This window comes from Vibrio sp. K4 (assembly GCF_051122595.1).
In the GTDB taxonomy this organism is placed as follows: Bacteria; Pseudomonadota; Gammaproteobacteria; order Enterobacterales; family Vibrionaceae; genus Vibrio; species Vibrio owensii.
This window is the reverse complement of the sequence record NZ_CP178578.1, coordinates 1,128,815-1,146,022: the sequence shown is the minus strand read 5'-3', so window position 1 is coordinate 1,146,022 and position 17,208 is coordinate 1,128,815. Positions and strand designations below refer to the sequence as shown.

15 protein-coding genes are annotated in these 17,208 nt (G+C 44.9%); 2 read left to right on the top strand and 13 right to left on the bottom strand.

All coding sequences use genetic code 11. The features are described from left to right. Positions 1-3: 3 nt before the first annotated feature. The gene (locus ACLIIY_RS22805; RefSeq protein WP_434529478.1) at positions 4-576 is read right to left on the bottom strand and encodes a GNAT family N-acetyltransferase; all 573 of its coding nucleotides are present in this window, start codon (positions 574-576) and stop codon (positions 4-6) included. A 7-nt stretch (positions 577-583) separates the two neighbouring features. Continuing rightward, positions 584-1,747 (bottom strand): MerR family transcriptional regulator, encoded by a 1,164-nt coding sequence (locus ACLIIY_RS22800; RefSeq protein WP_434529477.1) that lies wholly within the window; start codon positions 1,745-1,747, stop codon positions 584-586. 194 nt (positions 1,748-1,941) lie between these two features. Between ACLIIY_RS22800 and ACLIIY_RS22795 the strand changes: the two genes are divergently transcribed. Then, the gene (locus ACLIIY_RS22795; protein ID WP_434529476.1) at positions 1,942-2,595 is read left to right on the top strand and encodes a DsbA family oxidoreductase; all 654 of its coding nucleotides are present in this window, start codon (positions 1,942-1,944) and stop codon (positions 2,593-2,595) included. 70 nt (positions 2,596-2,665) lie between these two features. Here the strand turns inward: ACLIIY_RS22795 and ACLIIY_RS22790 are convergent, their stop codons facing one another. The 5 genes from ACLIIY_RS22790 to ACLIIY_RS22770 all read right to left on the bottom strand — a co-directional run bounded on the left by ACLIIY_RS22790 (position 2,666) and on the right by ACLIIY_RS22770 (position 6,121). Further along, on the bottom strand, positions 2,666-3,064 hold the full coding sequence (locus ACLIIY_RS22790; RefSeq protein WP_180827023.1) for an NUDIX hydrolase: 399 nt from the start codon (positions 3,062-3,064) through the stop codon (positions 2,666-2,668). 19 nt (positions 3,065-3,083) lie between these two features. After that, positions 3,084-3,599 carry a GNAT family N-acetyltransferase gene (locus tag ACLIIY_RS22785; RefSeq protein ID WP_334421445.1) on the bottom strand — a complete coding sequence of 172 codons (516 nt, stop codon included), beginning with the start codon at positions 3,597-3,599 and terminating at the stop codon, positions 3,084-3,086. A gap of 127 nt (positions 3,600-3,726) precedes the next feature. Continuing rightward, positions 3,727-4,089 carry a VOC family protein gene (locus ACLIIY_RS22780; RefSeq protein ID WP_434529475.1) on the bottom strand — a complete coding sequence of 121 codons (363 nt, stop codon included), beginning with the start codon at positions 4,087-4,089 and terminating at the stop codon, positions 3,727-3,729. A 115-nt stretch (positions 4,090-4,204) separates the two neighbouring features. Then, positions 4,205-5,611: a cytochrome-c peroxidase gene (locus ACLIIY_RS22775; RefSeq protein ID WP_005435400.1), complete on the bottom strand. Its 1,407-nt coding sequence runs from the start codon at positions 5,609-5,611 to the stop codon at positions 4,205-4,207. A 357-nt stretch (positions 5,612-5,968) separates the two neighbouring features. Beyond that, on the bottom strand, positions 5,969-6,121 hold the full coding sequence (locus ACLIIY_RS22770) for a hypothetical protein (RefSeq protein WP_005452601.1): 153 nt from the start codon (positions 6,119-6,121) through the stop codon (positions 5,969-5,971). A 271-nt stretch (positions 6,122-6,392) separates the two neighbouring features. Here ACLIIY_RS22770 and speG point away from each other — a divergent pair, with 271 nt between their 5' ends. Continuing rightward, on the top strand, positions 6,393-6,917 hold the full coding sequence (gene speG, locus ACLIIY_RS22765; RefSeq protein WP_009706233.1) for a spermidine N1-acetyltransferase: 525 nt from the start codon (positions 6,393-6,395) through the stop codon (positions 6,915-6,917). Between the two features lie 59 nt (positions 6,918-6,976). Here the strand turns inward: speG and ACLIIY_RS22760 are convergent, their stop codons facing one another. The 6 genes from ACLIIY_RS22760 to ACLIIY_RS22735 all read right to left on the bottom strand — a co-directional run bounded on the left by ACLIIY_RS22760 (position 6,977) and on the right by ACLIIY_RS22735 (position 17,097). After that, positions 6,977-7,774 (bottom strand): hypothetical protein, encoded by a 798-nt coding sequence (locus tag ACLIIY_RS22760; RefSeq protein WP_122071061.1) that lies wholly within the window; start codon positions 7,772-7,774, stop codon positions 6,977-6,979. 162 nt (positions 7,775-7,936) lie between these two features. Then, entirely contained in the window at positions 7,937-9,058 is a 1,122-nt protein-coding gene (locus ACLIIY_RS22755) for an OmpP1/FadL family transporter (protein ID WP_171370026.1), read from the bottom strand. A gap of 106 nt (positions 9,059-9,164) precedes the next feature. Then, entirely contained in the window at positions 9,165-12,305 is a 3,141-nt protein-coding gene (locus ACLIIY_RS22750; RefSeq protein WP_434529474.1) for an efflux RND transporter permease subunit, read from the bottom strand. 5 nt (positions 12,306-12,310) lie between these two features. After that, on the bottom strand, positions 12,311-13,444 hold the full coding sequence (locus tag ACLIIY_RS22745) for an efflux RND transporter periplasmic adaptor subunit (protein ID WP_434529473.1): 1,134 nt from the start codon (positions 13,442-13,444) through the stop codon (positions 12,311-12,313). A 75-nt stretch (positions 13,445-13,519) separates the two neighbouring features. Then, positions 13,520-14,311 carry a hypothetical protein gene (locus tag ACLIIY_RS22740; RefSeq protein WP_039974848.1) on the bottom strand — a complete coding sequence of 264 codons (792 nt, stop codon included), beginning with the start codon at positions 14,309-14,311 and terminating at the stop codon, positions 13,520-13,522. Between the two features lie 629 nt (positions 14,312-14,940). Next, the gene (locus ACLIIY_RS22735) at positions 14,941-17,097 is read right to left on the bottom strand and encodes a prolyl oligopeptidase family serine peptidase (protein WP_434529472.1); all 2,157 of its coding nucleotides are present in this window, start codon (positions 17,095-17,097) and stop codon (positions 14,941-14,943) included. Positions 17,098-17,208: the final 111 nt, after the last annotated feature.

Below are 17,208 nucleotides of genomic sequence, written 5' to 3'. Positions count from 1 at the left end.
GGGTTACCAGTAAGCAGGACTATCCAAACCTTGCACGCAAGAGGATGAGCCTTGGATTGGCGTCAATTCACCTGCAAGTGATTGTGCCAACCAACCATGTGGGAAACTCAACGTATGAGGCGCTTTGAATTGCGCTTCCGTCACTTGTTGGAAACCAACGCGCGAATAGAAGTTAGGATCGCCGTAGGTAAACACCAACTCGATGCCTTGTTGTTTCAAGTGTTCAAGGCCAAAGTTGATCAGGGCTTGTCCTACGCCTTTACCCTGGCACTCTGTCAGTGTGGCCATTGGCGATAATAAGTAACCCACTTCACCACTCTCAAAGCTTAATGGCGTAAACAACACGCCTGCGATCAAACGCTCACCCTGTTTCGCAACAAAGCCTTTCAATTCTTGCTCTGGCGTTGTAGTTAACAAATCGCCGACGAGTAAGCCAATGGTTTTACCTTCAGCTTCGCCTTCAGAATCAGAAAAGGTTTGAGTAAACAAAGCGATCATCTCGCTGCTCATGCCTCTCTCATATGGAGAAAGTGTGTAGTTAGATTTTTGAGTATTTTGATTTGTTGTTTCGTTCATTTTTCTATCAATCTTTTTGTAAGATATACATCTGATACGCCACTTCATTACCACGGCGTTTAACGATATCTAATTCAACTTGTATGTCTTTTAATGCTTGTGATGCTGGCATCTCAGCTTTCAAACTTTGCACACGCTCATCTAAAGGAACGTAGTAGTTATTCCATGCCTGTTGGCTAATCGGGAATGTTTCTAACACTCGGTAGCCTGCTGCTTTCGCCTGCGCAATGCGCTTCTCAGCACTGCCCACATCTGGGTATTCTTTTTGCCAAAACGCCACCGTATCTTCACTTGGTGTATCCGTGTTCCATACCAAATCGCTCACCACTAAGATACCGCCGACTTTAAGCAATGGGCGCCATGCTTTGAATGCGTTCTCCACACCCATGATGTAAGCACTGCCTTCTGCCCAAATGACATCAGCCGAACCTTCTGCAAACGGCAGTTCTGTCATGCTCGCACACACCGTGGTGATATTGTCACTTAAGCTAAGAGCCTCAGCTTTGCCTTGTAGGCGTTGCAAAGACGGCTCGTCATTATCGACCGCTGTGATGTGTGCATGTTTTGCCAAAGTACGAGTCGCAATGCCCTGCCCACAGCCGATTTCCAATATTTCATCAGGTTGAGTTGGTAATAGGCTCAATGCTTTCAACGTATCTTGCTCTGAACCAGGCCCCCAAAACTCCAAGGCTTCATATACGCGGAAGAAGTCCGCCATGTAGTCGTCGTGAGTATTCATATCTTTTGATAACCAACGTAAGTGAAGGGCTTCTTTCTCGCTAAAACCTTGCGTCATCAGCCATTTCAAGTGCGCATCCGGCGCGACTTCATCCAACGATTCATGCCAATCGGTTAACGGTGTTTCACCAAGCAATGCCGCCAACAGCTGGCGCGATTTCTGCTTTTGCTCAATCTCTTCATCGAGCTGTTTGAGCCTTTTCAGCATCAACTGGCGATCTACTTTGGCTTCCAAGCAGGCTTTACACTCCTTGAGCGTCAGTCCGCCACTCTGCAATTGCTGGATCAAACGCAAGCGTTGTAGATCCGCATCGCTATACGCACGATAGCCGTTGCTTAACCGTTGCCCTTTGATGAGCTCAATCTTCTCGTAATAGAGCAATGTGGTGCGAGACAAACCCAGCATCTCTGCCAGTTCCGATATCCGATACATGTAATTTTCCTCAGCGCTGATGAAAGCATCTTAAACTGTAGAGTTATAGACAGGTCAACATGAATTGTAGAAAAAGATATGATGAAAGATAAAACGTGATGAGAAAAGCGTCAGGTTACTAAAAGGTAACTGGTTGAATTCATACTCTTGGTCTCCATATCCATTTTATAACTCGAAAAAGTAAGGTCTGTTTTATGGAATCAGTAATCAAAATCGACGTAGTGTCAGATGTGGTTTGCCCTTGGTGCATCATCGGCTACAAACGCTTAGAACAAGCAATTCAAGAGCTAGGATTGGAAGACAAAATTGAGTTGGAATGGCAACCGTTCGAATTGAACCCGAACATGCCAGCAGAAGGTGAAAACCTACGCCAACACCTAGCGAATAAATACGGAACAACGCCGGAAGACAGCGTTCGTGCGCGCGATAACCTGACTAATCTGGGTAAAGAAGTGGGATTCGACTTTGATTACTTTGATGACATGAAGATGGTCAATACGCGAGATGCACACATACTGCTGCAGTGGGCGGAGCAATTTGGTAAGCAAACTGAACTGAAGTTAGCCCTGTTCGCGGCGTTCTTTGGTCAACGCAAAGATGTCTCTGACCGAAACACACTGGCAGCGATTCTGACTGACATTGGTTTAGATGCAAATATGGGCATCGCCACCCTAGACGATGCAAGTAATGCTGACTCTATCGAGTATCAAGAAAGCCAATGGCATCAACTTGGCGTGAGCTCAGTACCAACAGTGGTGTTCAATATGGAAAGTGCTGTGACTGGCGCTCAACCAGTTGAAGTCTACAAGCAGATCCTGAGCGAATACGCAGAAAAACTGGCTAAGTAAAAGCTCACAATAAAACGCCCACAATACGTTCGCATTGTGGGCGTTTTTGTATTCTGCTCGAGGTTTAGTGTTATTTCACTAATCCTTGTTCAACCAAGCTCGGGAAGACCTCATTGCGGAAAATCGTGCTTATCGCGATGCCATCCACGTTTGAAGAATCTACCCATTGGCACTCTTCGATTTCGTTACTGGCAACCACCTCGCCCGAATAATCATTAACGAAAAACACATCCATGACCAGAGTAATGCCGTCTTTATCGTGTGCAGGCGCCTCAAAGCGACCAAACAGCGTTAATGCATCTTCCTTCACGGCAATGCTCACTTCTTCTTGAAGTTCTCGACATAACGCTTGCTCTGAAGTTTCGCCACTATCCAGTTTTCCGCCCGGCGCATAGAAGGTGTCTTTGCCTTTTGAGCGCAGCACTAACAACGCACCGTCTTTAATGATGATACCTGCTGACTTATGCATTTTGCTTTCCTTTTAAGTGCTAGAGAAACTTCTCGATCATGACTTCATTGATGTACTGGCCGTTAACTTTGGCATGCTTCTTTGCAGTGCCGACCACTTCAAAGCCATGTTTTAGATACGTTGCGAGCGCGTTGGGGTTGTCCTCTCGTACATAAGCAAACAACTTTTCATAACCTTTGGATTTAGCATCCGCAAAGGTAGCGGTAAACAACGCTGAAGCGACACCTTGTCGGCGACATTTAGCATCAACGAACGTACCGATAATACCGACATGCGCGAATGCCTTGGTATAACTGGCGAAAGGCTCTACGTTTTGGAAACCTAGCACGGCGCTGTCTTCCTCGTCCGCCTCTTTTACAGTCAATGCCACATTGAACACACCCGTTTCAGGAAAGCTTTCAATGAAGCCTTCTTCCTCTTCTGGGGTGAAGGTGGTATCAAGGATTGTGTATAAGCCCTCTTCTATGATGGGATTGAGAACTTCGGTAATGCCTTGAGCGTGCTGTTTTTTTGCCTTTGTGACGACAACTTTCATAGTATTTTTCGTTCTTTTTATAGGGATGAAATAGGAGCTCGATTATCTTCTATCTTGATCGTAAAACCAATGACCTAGCGATCGTTCGATCAGTAAATGCCCACTGACTCATCCCATAGCTAACGCCCTATAAATAAGCCACCGCTTCGATGTTGTTACCATCGGGATCATAAAAAAACGCTGCGTAGTAATTTGGCGCATAGTGTTCACGCAAACCTAGCTCACCATGACAAGTAAAACCAGCCTCAATACCCGCTTTATGAAAGGCCTCAACGGACGCTTTGTCATTCGCTTTAAACGCAACGTGGCAAGGGCCACTTTGGCCACCCTTTTCTATCAGGAAGCGCGTATTGGCTTCACCAACTAATCCAAAGCCTGCCGCTGCTTCGTCCGACCATTTTAGTTCGATGCCCAAAGTGATAAGAACCTTGGAATAAAAAGCGACACAGGCATCAAAATCCACAACCTTAATTTCAAAATGATCAATCATATCTATCCCTACTTGATTGAATCTGTTCCATAAAAAAGACCACCTTAATCAAAGGTGGTCTCGATTGCGAAGTCTATCGTTTTATCGGTGATAAACTTGTCGGTAATGCCTCAGCTTAACTTAAAGGACGGCCTTCATAATCGCCCGTCAGTGTTTTCAAGAACGCTTTGATGGCATCCACTTCTTCATCCGACATTTCCACTCCAACTTGGTATTTACCCATGTCGTAGATGGCTTTTTCTAGCGTATCAGCATGTCCATCGTGGAAGTATGGCGGTGTCAGTTCAATGTTACGCAAGGTTGGCACTTTGAACTTGTGCTTGTCTTCTTTGTTGCCAGTGAAGTTGTAACGACCAAGGTCTGCATCCGTCATATCAGTACCACGCTCAGCGAAGTAGTCCGCTTTCATGCCCATGGTTTCAAACGTTTCACCACCCATCGCTTCACCTGCGTGACAGGTTTGACAATCGTACTTCTTGAACAGCATTAGACCGTATTTCTCGTGCGAGTCCAACGCTTGAGTATCACCCATCATGTATTGGTCGAAGCGGCTATTTGGTGTGGTTAGGGTTTTCTCAAACTCGGCAATCGCATCCGTAATGTTGTTGCCATTAATCTCACCTGAGTAAACCTTTTTGAACATCGCAACCATTTCTGGATCTTGGCTTAACTTGTCGACGATTTCATCCCAATCCATAGAGCCCATTTCAATCGGGTTAAACGGAGGACCACCCGCTTGGTCTTGTAGATCCGCGGCACGACCATCCCAGAATTGCAGCTTGTTGTACACAGCATTAAACACGGTTGGCGCATTGATGCCACCCACTTGGCCATGAATACCAACAGACGTTACGAGTCGGTCCACGCCGCCTGTATCAAGGCTATGGCATGACGCACATGAGACACTATTGTCTCCTGATAGTCGCGTGTCGTGATAAAGCACCTTACCCAGTTCAGCCTTGTCCGCATCGGTTTCGAACGTGGTGTAAATTGGTTGTAGAACTTTGGTTTTACGTTCTTCAGATACCGGAGACTGTGCATGACGCTCTGCACGCTTCTCACGAATCCACTTCAATAAGGTGTGCTTTTCGTCTTTGGACATGCTCGCTGACCAGTGCATCGTGAGGTAAATCGCCGGCGGCATTGAGTCGTCGTAAAGCACCTTCTCAAGACGAGCAAGTGCCACTTCAGAAACAGGATCATTCTGCTTCACGTCGCCGAACAGATTGGTCATATCAAAGTGACGCATGGCCACCTTCACATCCGCTTCCATGATCTGTTTCGCCACTGGCATTTCTGAGTAGAAAGGCATTTCGCTGTTTGGTGTATGGCAATAGCCACAACCTTTATCCGCCAACACCTTCATCGCTTGATAATCCAGCGTAGATTGATCGAGCGAACTAAATTGCGCCAGATTTTGTTGAGCCACTTTTTTATCGTCTTGGTTCACCATGTAAACGGTGCCGAAGTAAGCCACCAAGCCTGCTCCCACGATCCCTAGTGTTATTTTCTTTTTATTCATCACTGTTCCCCTAAATCAGTTGGGGCGAAAGTTATTGAAATGCCAATATTTTTAAAAATGGGAAAAAGGAATAGATATTAATCGAATATTTAGATGAGCAACGAATTTAACATCTAAAGTTTATGAAAACAGACACTTGCGGCAACAAGTGAAAAATACAACATAAAAACAACAACTTAAAACCGGAGGTTTTATTGATATGAGTCAAAAATGACGGAGACGACAATATATTAACCAAACATATTAAATTTGATTAAAAATAATTCAGGTCGAAATAAAGTAGGAATTTAGGAAGGAATTGTAGGCACAAAAAAAGGCAGCTCGAGAGCTACCTTTTTAGCAAGTCAGCAAATGTAATTATGCTTTCTTAAGATCTTTAGCTGGGTAAGTTAGTGTCTTTTCGCCAGCTTTAACGTGCGCGTAAAAACCGCCGCTGCTTAGACCTGTAACAACCATTTCGCCTAGTTCGATACCTTTAGTAGCTACTACTACGTCACCGATTGAAAACATATTTAATACCTTGTTTCTGTAGATTATGACCTTAAGTCGTTGGCGGTATTTAATCTGAAATTGCACCCTTAACCTAATCAGATTTTTTGTCGTCATGATTAAGTTTCATTATTGCCGCAGCCCTTATAGATAAAGGCGTTGCAAGGGTATGACGAAGATCGCTTTTACGACCCTAAAGCCTTAGAAGTAAAGGGGAGATTTCCCTCTAATGGGCTAAGATGGCTTGGTTATAGTCGCATTTGATTATGCTTTTGCTCTCTGGAGATAGACGATGAAAAATGGTCTCACAATTCGTGCTTTAGAACGTTCAGACCTGCGCTTTATTCACGACCTCAACAACAACCGCAACATCATGACGTATTGGTTTGAAGAGCCTTACGAATCTCATGATGAATTAGAAGAGCTGTATCGCAAACACATTCATGACGACGCTGAGCGCCGCTTTGTCGTAGAAGATGAACACGGCGTCTTAATTGGTCTGGTCGAGTTGATTGAAATTAACTACATCCACCGCAGCGCCGAATTCCAAATCATCATCGCGCCAGACCACCAAGGACGAGGCTATGCCGAAGAGGTGATCAATCGTGCTTTGGATTATTCATTCTCGATTCTTAACCTGCACAAAATCTACCTGTTGGTTGCCTTGGACAATGAAAAAGCGATCCACCTTTACCAGAAGTGCGGCTTTATTGAAGAAGGCCATCTGGTACAAGAGTTCTTCATCAACGGTAGCTACCGCGATGTAAAACGTATGTACATCCTACAAGACCAATACCGCGCAGAGTTAGAGAGCTGATCCGTTCGAGTATGGAGTGGCACTTTTTAATTAAAACGCAGCCGATGGGCTGCGCTTCTTTAATCAAACTGATACTGGTATGAGACTATGACGCGCTTGTCTGGATCATCGAGATAAGTGTTGTTGTCCATCATAAACGTCATCAAGTTAAACGAGTGACGCTTTTGAACAAGATAACCTAACCCTAAGCCACCAAAAGCGCCTTTGTAGTTGTCGCCTTCACTGTTCTCTGAGCCATAAGAGCCACCCGCGAATCCCATTAAGGTCAATTGCTCTGTCAGGGGCTTCAATGTGAACGCTCCCAAATAGCCGCTACTGCCTGAAGAGTTCATCATGTTGAATCCATTCTCTGGGCTAGGTGTGCCAGTAAAACCAGGGGCTGAACATGCACTGCTCTCTGCGCCATCACAAACCGGCACATCGCCATCGTTATAGGTGTAACCAGCCATAGGGAATATCTGAAAGCCTGCCGGTTCGATGCCAAAATAGCTCAATGGTACAAACGTTCCGACGCTGTAATTGGTTTGATCAGCACCGTTGGTGTATTCATTCTTACCAAAGTTGAAGTTCACGATACCTACCGGAAACAGCCAAGAGCCGCCCACGCGCCACTCACTCGCATCATCATTGATACGAACATTAATCTTGCGAGCTTCATCCAATGCTAAAGAGCCAGAGAAAGAGATGTTCTGGTCATCAAAATCATAGTTGTTAGAATAAGCCGCACCGAACTTGGTGATCACCTTTGTTGGGTCATCGGCTAATTTGTTTTTGTTCTCTTTGGGAACGCGTTCGCTAGCCAGAGCCGACGAGCTTAAAACTAACGCTGCACATGCCAGCCAAAACGTGTTGTTCATTTCAAATTTCCTCGACGAATTCGCTATCGTCTTTTTACTTTGTGCTTTTTGTTCAGTTGAATTGATACGGTCCCGCTACAAACAAAAACGGCGGTAAGCCTAGGACGTGCTTACCGCTGCTTTTCGTCGTATCGCTAATCTAGTGATTGCGTTAACGCCGGATTATTGGTTTTTCCAGCTATAGCCGATGCTCAGGAAGTACAACGCTGGATCATCAAAGCTTGCAATCGTGTTACCTGTTGGGCCTTTCACTTCAGACGATTCAATTAAGGTCGCTTCAAAGGCAACTGACACCGTGCTTGCTTCATCAATCTTGTAATCAATGCCCGTACCTAGACGGTATGCGTTGCCAGTTGGGATAGTCAGGTCACCGTTGGATTGGTCTGTGTACATGCTTGAGTCAAAGGCGAAACCTGCATTCCACATCACTTTGCTATTAACCTTGTACTGTGTACCCAAAGCAATCTGATAGGTGTCTTGTGTTTCTACATCCATCAGCGTTTGGTAAGCGCTCCAATCTTGCCAGTTCAAGTTACCCATCACCGCCAGTTTGTCGTTGAGCTCATGGTATGCACTGAATACCAACTGCTGAGGCGCAACGGCACTGGTCGAGAAGTCTTTATCATCGAATTCGAACTCAGTTTCATTCGAGTAAGACAGACCTAAACGAGTACCTGAATTCAACTCATACAACACACCAACGCGGCCATTGACTTGAGTATCTGTATCTTCAATGCCACCAGCGATTGCCGTACCATCAACTTTGACATCCATATCTAAAATGCCGTAATGGATGCCCAATGCAGCACCTACAGACCATTGATCGTTAATACGGTATGAAGCAGAAGGTTGAACCGTCACGGCCTGAGTAATTGCATTAGGAATATCAATAAAGTTGAACAGCTTGTCGTATTCCAGACCCAAGCCGTAGTTGCCGTACATACCAATACCAAGCGTCCACTTATCGTTCACTTGTTGGCTATAAAACGCAGAACCAAGCGGCACGTAACCAATGATGTTCCCTGCGTCACCGCCACCAAAGGTGTCCAGCGTTGTGTCGCCATACAAGCTGATCAAGTGACCCGAAAATGACTGACCCGCCACGTTAGACAAACCCGCAGGGTTCGCCGCCATGACCGAGGCATCCTGCGCTCTTGCCGCCATACCCGCAGACGCTAAACCAATGTCTGTGGTGGAAGTCTCGTACAAGTACAGACCTCCTGCTTGCGCTGCTGCACACGAGATGAGGGACCCCACAGCAACGATTTTGGTAAGATTTTTCATACTAAAACCTATAAGTATATTTAAAAGAAAACCCATGCTGACAATTTGGTTTTATCTCAACAAAGACTCTTGTCATTGCAGCAGCATGGGGAGGAGCAATTAGAATTTACGCGCTAGGTTCCTCCGTTTTAGTTGGAACATTACGCTTAAATCGTTCACGCAATGACTGCATCATCACGAAGAAAACTGGAGTCAATAATGTGCCGACAAAGGTTGAAAGGATCATGCCACCGAAGACAGCGAAACCTAATGAGTGACGTGAAGCTGCGCCTGCACCAGACGCAATCACTAACGGGAAAACACCCCAAATGAATGCAAATGCTGTCATTTGAACCGCTCGGAAACGAATTCGAGCTGCTTCTTTTGCCGCATCAATAATCGATAGCCCTTTCTCTTCTCGAAGCACTTTGGCGAATTCCACAATGAGAATGGCGACTTTTGCCGACATCCCGATCAAGATAACAACACCTATCTGTACATAGAGATCGAAAGACTGACCAACCATGACTAGCGTTCCCATTGCTCCCAGAATGGCTACGGGTACTGCCATCATTACCGCAGCAGGAATCGTCCAACTTTCATATTGAGCAACAAGGAATAGGTAGGTAAATAAGAGGGATAGAGCAAAAGCAATAGGCGCAAGGTTGCCTGCCTTTTGCTCTTGATAAGTCATGCCTGACCATTCGTAAGAATAGCCGCTCGGCAAACTGGTTTGTGCTAGCTCCTCTATCGCGTTAACGACATCACCAGAACTGTAACCTGGAGCAGGAGCGCCATTCACTGTTGCCGAACCAAACATGTTGTAATTTGATAGAGTATCCGGGCCAAAGATCGGCTCTACTTTTACTAACGTTGCCAAAGACACCATCTTTCCAGAACTAGAGCGAACATACAGATGGCTAATGTCATCAACGTTGTCTCGGAACTGCTCCTCTGCTTGAACCTTTACTTGGTAAGAACGACCAAATAAATTGAAGTCCGAGATATACGCACCGCCTAACTCGGCTTGAAGCGTTGTAAATATCTCATTCAATGGCACTCCCATTGAGATTGCTTTATCACGATCAATGTTGATGTAACGCTGTGGGATGTTTGCGCGGAAAATGGAAAACGCTCGTGCAACCTGCGGCAGTTGGTTTATCTTTGCTACAAACTCTGCGGTAGTTCTTGCCAACTCCTTCGGAGAGCGACCCAAGTTATCTTGCAAAACAAGATTGAAGCCATCGACCGCTCCCATCCCTTTAATTGCAGGAGTCGCAAATACAAACGAGGCTGCATCTGGCGTAGAATTCAGCAACTGATTCACTTTTGCCATCAGAGCACGTTGATGCAACGCAGGATCTTGTCGCTCATCCCAATTATCCAGTTTAATAATTAACATGCCGGAGTTTGGGATAGCGGCCATATTGATGACAGAAAAGCCTGCCACCGAGACAACATTCTCCACGCCATCCATCTGTTTAAGCTCATCGACATATTTTTTCATTAAAGGAGCGGTGCGTTGCAATGCGGCAGCATCAGGTAACCTCATCTCAACCATAAACACACCTTTGTCTTCATTTGGAACAAACGACGACGGGACATTCATAAATCCGTAGGCAAGCGCACCGATTAACGCTCCATAGACTCCAAGACTGAGAACAAGACGACGGCTCAAAAAACCAACTAAGCCTTGATATTTACGGGTGATGGCATCAAAACCGCGGTTGAAAGCACGTAAAGGTGCGATAGGCTGCTCATGCGTTGACTTGAGCATCAGAGCACATAATGCAGGGGTAAGTGATAACGCATTGACTGCTGAGATAAGAACCGAGACACAAATCGTCACTGCGAACTGGTTAAACATGCGCCCAGAAATACCTGGTAGTAGTGCAACAGGTACAAATACAGCAAGTAAAATAAGTGTGGTTGCCAGTACAGGTCCCGTCACCTCTTTCATCGCTTGAATAGTCGCAGGCACAGGATCAAGGTGCTCCTCATGCATTACACGCTCAACGTTTTCTACCACGATAATGGCATCATCGACGACGATACCAATTGCCAATATCAGTCCAAATAGGGATATCGTATTTATCGTCATCCCCATGAGAGCCATTACCGCAAAAGTAGCAATGATCGACACTGGAATTGCTAACGTGGGTATGACCGTTGCACGCCAATTTTGGAGAAACACATACACGACTAGCGTAACTAAAAGAACCGCAATAACGAGGGTCTCATACACTTCATCGATGGACGTTTCTACATACTCGGTAGAGTCGTAAGCAATATCGTAAACAAGATCATCAGGAAACGTCTTTTCGTACTCTTTCATTGCCTGCTTGACTTCTTCCATGACTGCCAACGCATTCGCTGTAGGCAATTGGTACAGCGCAAGTACTGCTGCAGGGGCGTTATTCATACGGCCATCAGCCTCATACCCTTGAGCGCCAACTTCCACACGAGCGACATCTTTAAGGCGGATTAAAGTCCCCTTTTCACTTGCTCGAATCACAATGTTTTCAAACTCAGCGGCAGTCGTCAGTCTACCTTTTGTCTGCAAAACATATTGATACTGCTGATCTCCCGGAGCAGGCATTCCGCCAACCTTACCTGCGGCAACTTGTATGTTTTGTGTTTTGATTGCTGTGATGACGTCACTGGCAGAAAGCTTCAAGGTCGCTAGCTTGTTAGGATCTAACCAAACTCGCATGGAGTAATCTTTTTTACCCAGTAAGGTAATATCACTCATACCTTCAATACGCTTCAAACGTTCAACTACGTTTAAATCTGCATAGTTGGAAAGGTAAATGCTATCGAATGATTGATTTGGTGAACGAAGAGTAATAACGCCAAGCATGTCCGACGACTTCTTTTTCACCGTTACACCGATTTGGTTTACTTCTTGAGGTAAAGAGGAGGTCGCTTGGGCAACTAAGTTGTTCACTCGAACCTGTGCCATATCACCGTCAGCACCTACCCGAAAGTAAACCTTCAGCGTGTATGAACCATCGTTACCTATGACGGATGACATATAAATCATGTCTTCAACACCATTGACTTTGGCTTCGATAGGTTGAGCTACCGTCTTTTTAACCACATCCGCATTTGCACCCGGATACATGGTTGTTATTGAAATTACTGTCGGTGATATTTGGGGATACTCAGAAATCGGCAACACATTTAAAGCGATCATCCCCATCAAGGTCATCGCCAATGAAATGACCAAAGCGAACTTTGGGCGGTGAATGAAAAATTTACTTAACATCGTGGCTAACCCTGTCGCTCAATATCATTCACAGTGCTACCTGGACGCACTTTTTGTAGACCGTTCACAATGACTTTTTCATTTTCAGACAGGCCTGATAGGACAGCATGGTTCACACCATAAACTTGACCCAACTCGATATTGCGACGTGAGACAACATGATCATCAGCAACCACCATAACGTAGCTACCAGCTTGATCTTGTTGAATCGCTGATGACGGAACTAGCAACCCATCAATCGTTTTGTTACGGAGTTTGATCGTCAAATTTCCGTATTCACCCGGCATAAGTGAGTAAGTTGGATTGTCAAACTGAGCCTCAGCCTGAATTGAGCCTGTTTCTAAATCGATCTTATTCCCAAGTGCATAGATCTTTCCTTTATGCGGATATGTTTTGCCGTCGGATAAAGAAAGCGTTACATCAACATTGAGCTTTTCGTCGTGGCTTCGTGCCACATCAATTGCATTTCTTACACGTCGATAGAGTTTTTCATCCACATCAAAACCAAAGCGAATCGGATCAATTTGGGTAATCGAAACGAGTGGAACAAGTTGTATTTTTGAGATGCGGTCGCCAACGCGAAAGTTACTGAATCCCACACGACCAGAGAATGGAGCACGAACTGACGAGAATTCCAAATCAAGCTTAGCTGAAACCAGAGTCGCTTTTGCCTCTTCCACCTCTGCACTAGCCGTTGCTTTATCTGTAATCGCCTCATCAAACTGCTGCTCACTGATGCTCTTGTCTTTGATCAACTTTTGAGCTCGCTGTGCATTTCGGTTAGCTTGAAGCAAGTTAGCGTGGGCCTTTTCTATTGATGCTTCGGCATAGGAAAGTGCAGCTTCGTAGGGTCTCGAATCGATTTCAAATAGAAGCTGACCTTTTTCAACCATATCTCCATCTTTGAAATGAATCGCGGTCAACTCTCCTCCCACTCTCGGCATAATATCAACATCATTGACAGCTTCGGTTCTGCCGATAAAGGTATGGTAAGGGGTGATTGGTGTTTTAGTGAGAGTGAGCGTTTCGACTGATGGGACTGCCTTATCTAGTGTTTTCGCCTCATCAGTATTACACCCAGAGAGTAAGGTAGTCGTAATAAGTAGAGAGAGTAATACTGCTTTATTTTGGACTTTCATAATAGACCTACTTAGGAAAAAGTGAGCTTATAAAAATACGCCCACTCGTTTATTCCTGAGATATAAATATAATTATTAGAATTGGTAGTTATATTCGATGCGGTGATCACCATCGCCAAAGTCGACTTGCTCATTCCAGTTAGCGAAGTAACGAATATTTGAGCGTGGTGTTATTTGGTAAGAAATCGCAAATTCATGCGTTAAGATATTATCCTCACCTGCATAATACGCGTCTTTATAATCACTTGAGCCCGACAAGGTGTGCATATACATCGGGTTGTAGTTGATCCAAATTTTGTCGGTAATATCGATTTTCGAATACATACCAACCACAGTAAACGTCCCCGGAATCTCGTAGCCGTTGTCTTCACCACTGAAATCGTTGGCGATCGTTACACCTGCACCTGCTAGTGGGTAAAGCTGGACGACACCAAGCTTAGGCAAGGCCTTGATGAAGCTGTACGACGCATCTAACTTGTCAGCATCCACGTCGTAGTTCACATCAAGCTGACGTCCCAATCCTTTCGCCACTTCAACTTGGAAATTACGCAGACGGAAGGAATCAATACTGTCATCCACTTTGCTGTACAACGGATCATCTTCGTCTCGAATGCCAAACAGTTCGCCACCAATACCTTTGACTTCGATAACGTTCATTGCCATCGTGCCCGGTTGTGACGCTTTATAAGTTTGGCCTATTTTGATGTTTGCTCCTTTGTCCGTAATACCAAAACCTGCTTGGGTATAAACCGCAAGAGGATCCGACATATCTTGTAATTGTTCATCTGAATTTGTCTCAGCAAAAACGGGGGACGCAAACTGGATTACTGCTGCCATTACAACAACAGATGGTTTCACCAAATTCATAGGATTTTGTCCATTCTCATGATAATTAATTGTTTTGCGTCATCGAGTCATCACAAACAGCAAACGTTCAGAAGCAAGCTTTGGAGGATAATATTTCTAAATGCGATTCTAATGATGGCTAAAGGATTGACGCTGTGCGTAAATTAAGAGAAATGGTATAGAAAGTTCAATCACCTATGGTTATATGAGTTATAACCTAAACTTTGGTAAAAGAAAAAATAATAAGAAAACAATGGAACTAGAAATAAACAAGCATTGACAAAACAAATAATAAGTTGTTTTTAACATCACTTCTTCATGTGAAATCTTTCTTTGTTTCTATAAGTTAACAAAAAAGAATCACTATTGATAATAGCTAGTAAATACGTGAGATACAGAAGTTTTTTATATCTATTTAATTTTCCTATTTCATATTTATACTTTACAGTTGTGGAGCATTTTATATTGAAATAATGTTATTATCCCTTTTGTAAAAGTACCGTTTAATACCCTACAGAGAAATAATGAGGAATGTGAGAACTGTCACTCTTACTTTATCCCTTGTATTCACATAAAAAACGCAGCCCGAAGACTGCGTTTTAATTCCAATGTAAATGAGCTTAAGCTCTTCAGTTAATCTCCCCTCTCGCTTACAGCTTTTCAACGCCCATATTGAACAAAGTAAAACTGTAAACATCGGCAGTTTTCTCGATAACCTTACTAGTCGGTGTGCCTGCACCGTGACCTGCATTGGTTTCGATTCGAATCAAAGTTGGGTTTGTACCCGCTTGTTTAGACTGTAGCTCAGCCGCAAATTTGTACGAGTGCGCAGGGACCACACGGTCATCGTGGTCACCCGTTGTCACCATGGTTGCCGGGTATTTAACGCCGGCTTTTACGTTATGAACTGGCGAGTATCCTTTGAGGTAATCAAACATCTCTTTACTTTGTTCTGCTGTACCGTAGTCATAAGCCCAGCCAGCTCCTGCTGTAAAGGTGTGGTAGCGAAGCATATCCAATACACCCACTGCTGGCAGTGCCACTTTGAACAGCTCTGGGCGTTGCGTCATCACCGCACCAACAAGCAAGCCGCCGTTCGAGCCACCGTTAATCGCGAGCTTTTCTGACGAGGTGTAGTCTTTATCGATAAGGAACTCCGCTCCGGCAATAAAGTCATCAAACGAGTTTTGCTTCTCTAATTTGGTGCCGGCGTTGTGCCACTCTTTACCGTACTCACCACCACCACGGATGTTTGCGACAGCATAGATACCACCCATTTCCAACCATGCAGCTCGGCTTGGGCTGAAGTAAGGCGTCAGGCTGATATTGAAACCACCATAACCATACAAAATCGTTGGCGCACTGCCGTCCATCGGCGTGCCTTTTTTGTAGGTGATGATCATTGGAATCTTGGTGCCATCTTTCGATTTGTAGAACACCTGACGAGATTCAAATTGTGCCGGATCGAATGGTGCGTTCGATTTGTGGTAAACCTCGCTGTCGCCCTCTTTGATGTCTAGGCGATAGGTCGTGCTTGGCGTCTTGTAGTTGGTGAAAGAGTAGTAGACTTCCGCGTCTTCTTTCTTACCCCAAAAGCCGTAAGCACTGCCAATGTCTGGCAGCTTGATTTCACGAATGAACTTACCGTCCATGTCGTATTGTTTGACCATAGAAAGGGCATCAACAATGTAGCTTGCGAATAGGTAACCGCCCGCGGTGGATGGGCTAAGCACATTTTCAGTTTCAGGTATTAAATCTTTCCAATTCTTCGGCTCAGGGTTGCTCGCATCTACCGTCACCACTCGTTTGTTTGGAGCATCTAAGTTAGTGACCAAATACAGCTTGGTGCCTTTGCTATCAATCACCCAAGTATCAGAATTGGTGTCATCCAAAATGGTTTGCAGCGGACTATCTGGCTTGGTCAAATCTTTGAAGAACAGCTTATTGCCAGACGTTGAAGTGCTTGCCGAAACAAACAGGTAACGTTGGTCGTCCGAAGTGTAACCACGAACGTATCGGTGCTTCTCTTCCTCTGTACCGCCGAAGATCAGCTTGTCTTCACTCTGTTTAGTGCCTAGCTTGTGATAGTAAAGCTTGTGTTGGTCGGTTTTTGCCGAAAGCTCGCTGCCTTCTGGCTTGTCGTAACTTGAGTAGTAGAAACCTTTGTTCCCCAGCCAATTCACGCCGCTGAACTTAATATCCACTAGCGTCTCACCGACAGGCTTTTTGGTTTCTGCATCAAGCACAATCACTTTGCGCCAATCGCTACCGCCTTCTGAAATGCTGTAAGCGACTAAAGAACCATCTTTGGTGAAGCTCACATTCGCCAATGAGGTCGTGCCATCTTCGCTAAAGGTATTCGGGTCGAGGAAGACTTCAGGCCTGCTACCGTCAAGTTGACGATAAAGCACATCTTGATTTTGCAAACCGTCGTTCTTGTAGAAATAGGTGTATTTACCTTCTTTGAATGGTCGCCCTAACTTCTCGTAATCCATCAACTGAGTTAAGCGTTCTTCAATCTGGTGACGATAAGGAATTTGCGCCAAGTAATCGAACGTCACTTGGTTCTGCGCTTTGACCCAGTCAGCGGTTTCTTTACTGCGGTCGTCTTCTAACCAGCGGTATGGGTCACTGACTTTGGTACCAAAATACTCATCCACCACATCGACTTTCTTTGTCGTTGGATACTTCACCGCCATTTTGTGTACGTGTTCCACCAACTCCTGTGTTGAGTCTTCGGCATAAGCTCCCGGTAATACGCCCGTCATCGCAAACGCGGTCACCAGTGCTAAGGTTTTCTTTTTCATAGACTTCCTTTTCTGTTTTTGTTTTGTGTAATGCATCAAGCATCTTACCCATATCGAAGTAAGGATTCTAATTGCTTTGAGAAAATTGTTTGGTAAAGGTTTTAAAGTCAC

Bases quoted from the DNA above. Each gene is read 5' to 3' on its own strand.
- ACLIIY_RS22770 (WP_005452601.1), bottom strand. From the start codon at position 6,121: ATGTTTTCAATCGGTGACGTAGTAGTAGCTACTAAAGGTATCGAACTA.
- ACLIIY_RS22780 (WP_434529475.1), bottom strand. From the start codon at position 4,089: ATGATTGATCATTTTGAAATTAAGGTTGTGGATTTTGATGCCTGTGTC.
- ACLIIY_RS22735 (WP_434529472.1), bottom strand. From the start codon at position 17,097: ATGAAAAAGAAAACCTTAGCACTGGTGACCGCGTTTGCGATGACGGGC.
- ACLIIY_RS22745 (WP_434529473.1), bottom strand. From the start codon at position 13,444: ATGAAAGTCCAAAATAAAGCAGTATTACTCTCTCTACTTATTACGACT.
- ACLIIY_RS22795 (WP_434529476.1), top strand. From the start codon at position 1,942: ATGGAATCAGTAATCAAAATCGACGTAGTGTCAGATGTGGTTTGCCCT.
- ACLIIY_RS22800 (WP_434529477.1), bottom strand. From the start codon at position 1,747: ATGTATCGGATATCGGAACTGGCAGAGATGCTGGGTTTGTCTCGCACC.
- speG (WP_009706233.1), top strand. From the start codon at position 6,393: ATGAAAAATGGTCTCACAATTCGTGCTTTAGAACGTTCAGACCTGCGC.
- ACLIIY_RS22790 (WP_180827023.1), bottom strand. From the start codon at position 3,064: ATGCATAAGTCAGCAGGTATCATCATTAAAGACGGTGCGTTGTTAGTG.
- ACLIIY_RS22740 (WP_039974848.1), bottom strand. From the start codon at position 14,311: ATGAATTTGGTGAAACCATCTGTTGTTGTAATGGCAGCAGTAATCCAG.
- ACLIIY_RS22805 (WP_434529478.1), bottom strand. From the start codon at position 576: ATGAACGAAACAACAAATCAAAATACTCAAAAATCTAACTACACACTT.
- ACLIIY_RS22750 (WP_434529474.1), bottom strand. From the start codon at position 12,305: ATGTTAAGTAAATTTTTCATTCACCGCCCAAAGTTCGCTTTGGTCATT.
- ACLIIY_RS22775 (WP_005435400.1), bottom strand. From the start codon at position 5,611: ATGAATAAAAAGAAAATAACACTAGGGATCGTGGGAGCAGGCTTGGTG.
- ACLIIY_RS22755 (WP_171370026.1), bottom strand. From the start codon at position 9,058: ATGAAAAATCTTACCAAAATCGTTGCTGTGGGGTCCCTCATCTCGTGT.
- ACLIIY_RS22760 (WP_122071061.1), bottom strand. From the start codon at position 7,774: ATGAACAACACGTTTTGGCTGGCATGTGCAGCGTTAGTTTTAAGCTCG.
- ACLIIY_RS22785 (WP_334421445.1), bottom strand. From the start codon at position 3,599: ATGAAAGTTGTCGTCACAAAGGCAAAAAAACAGCACGCTCAAGGCATT.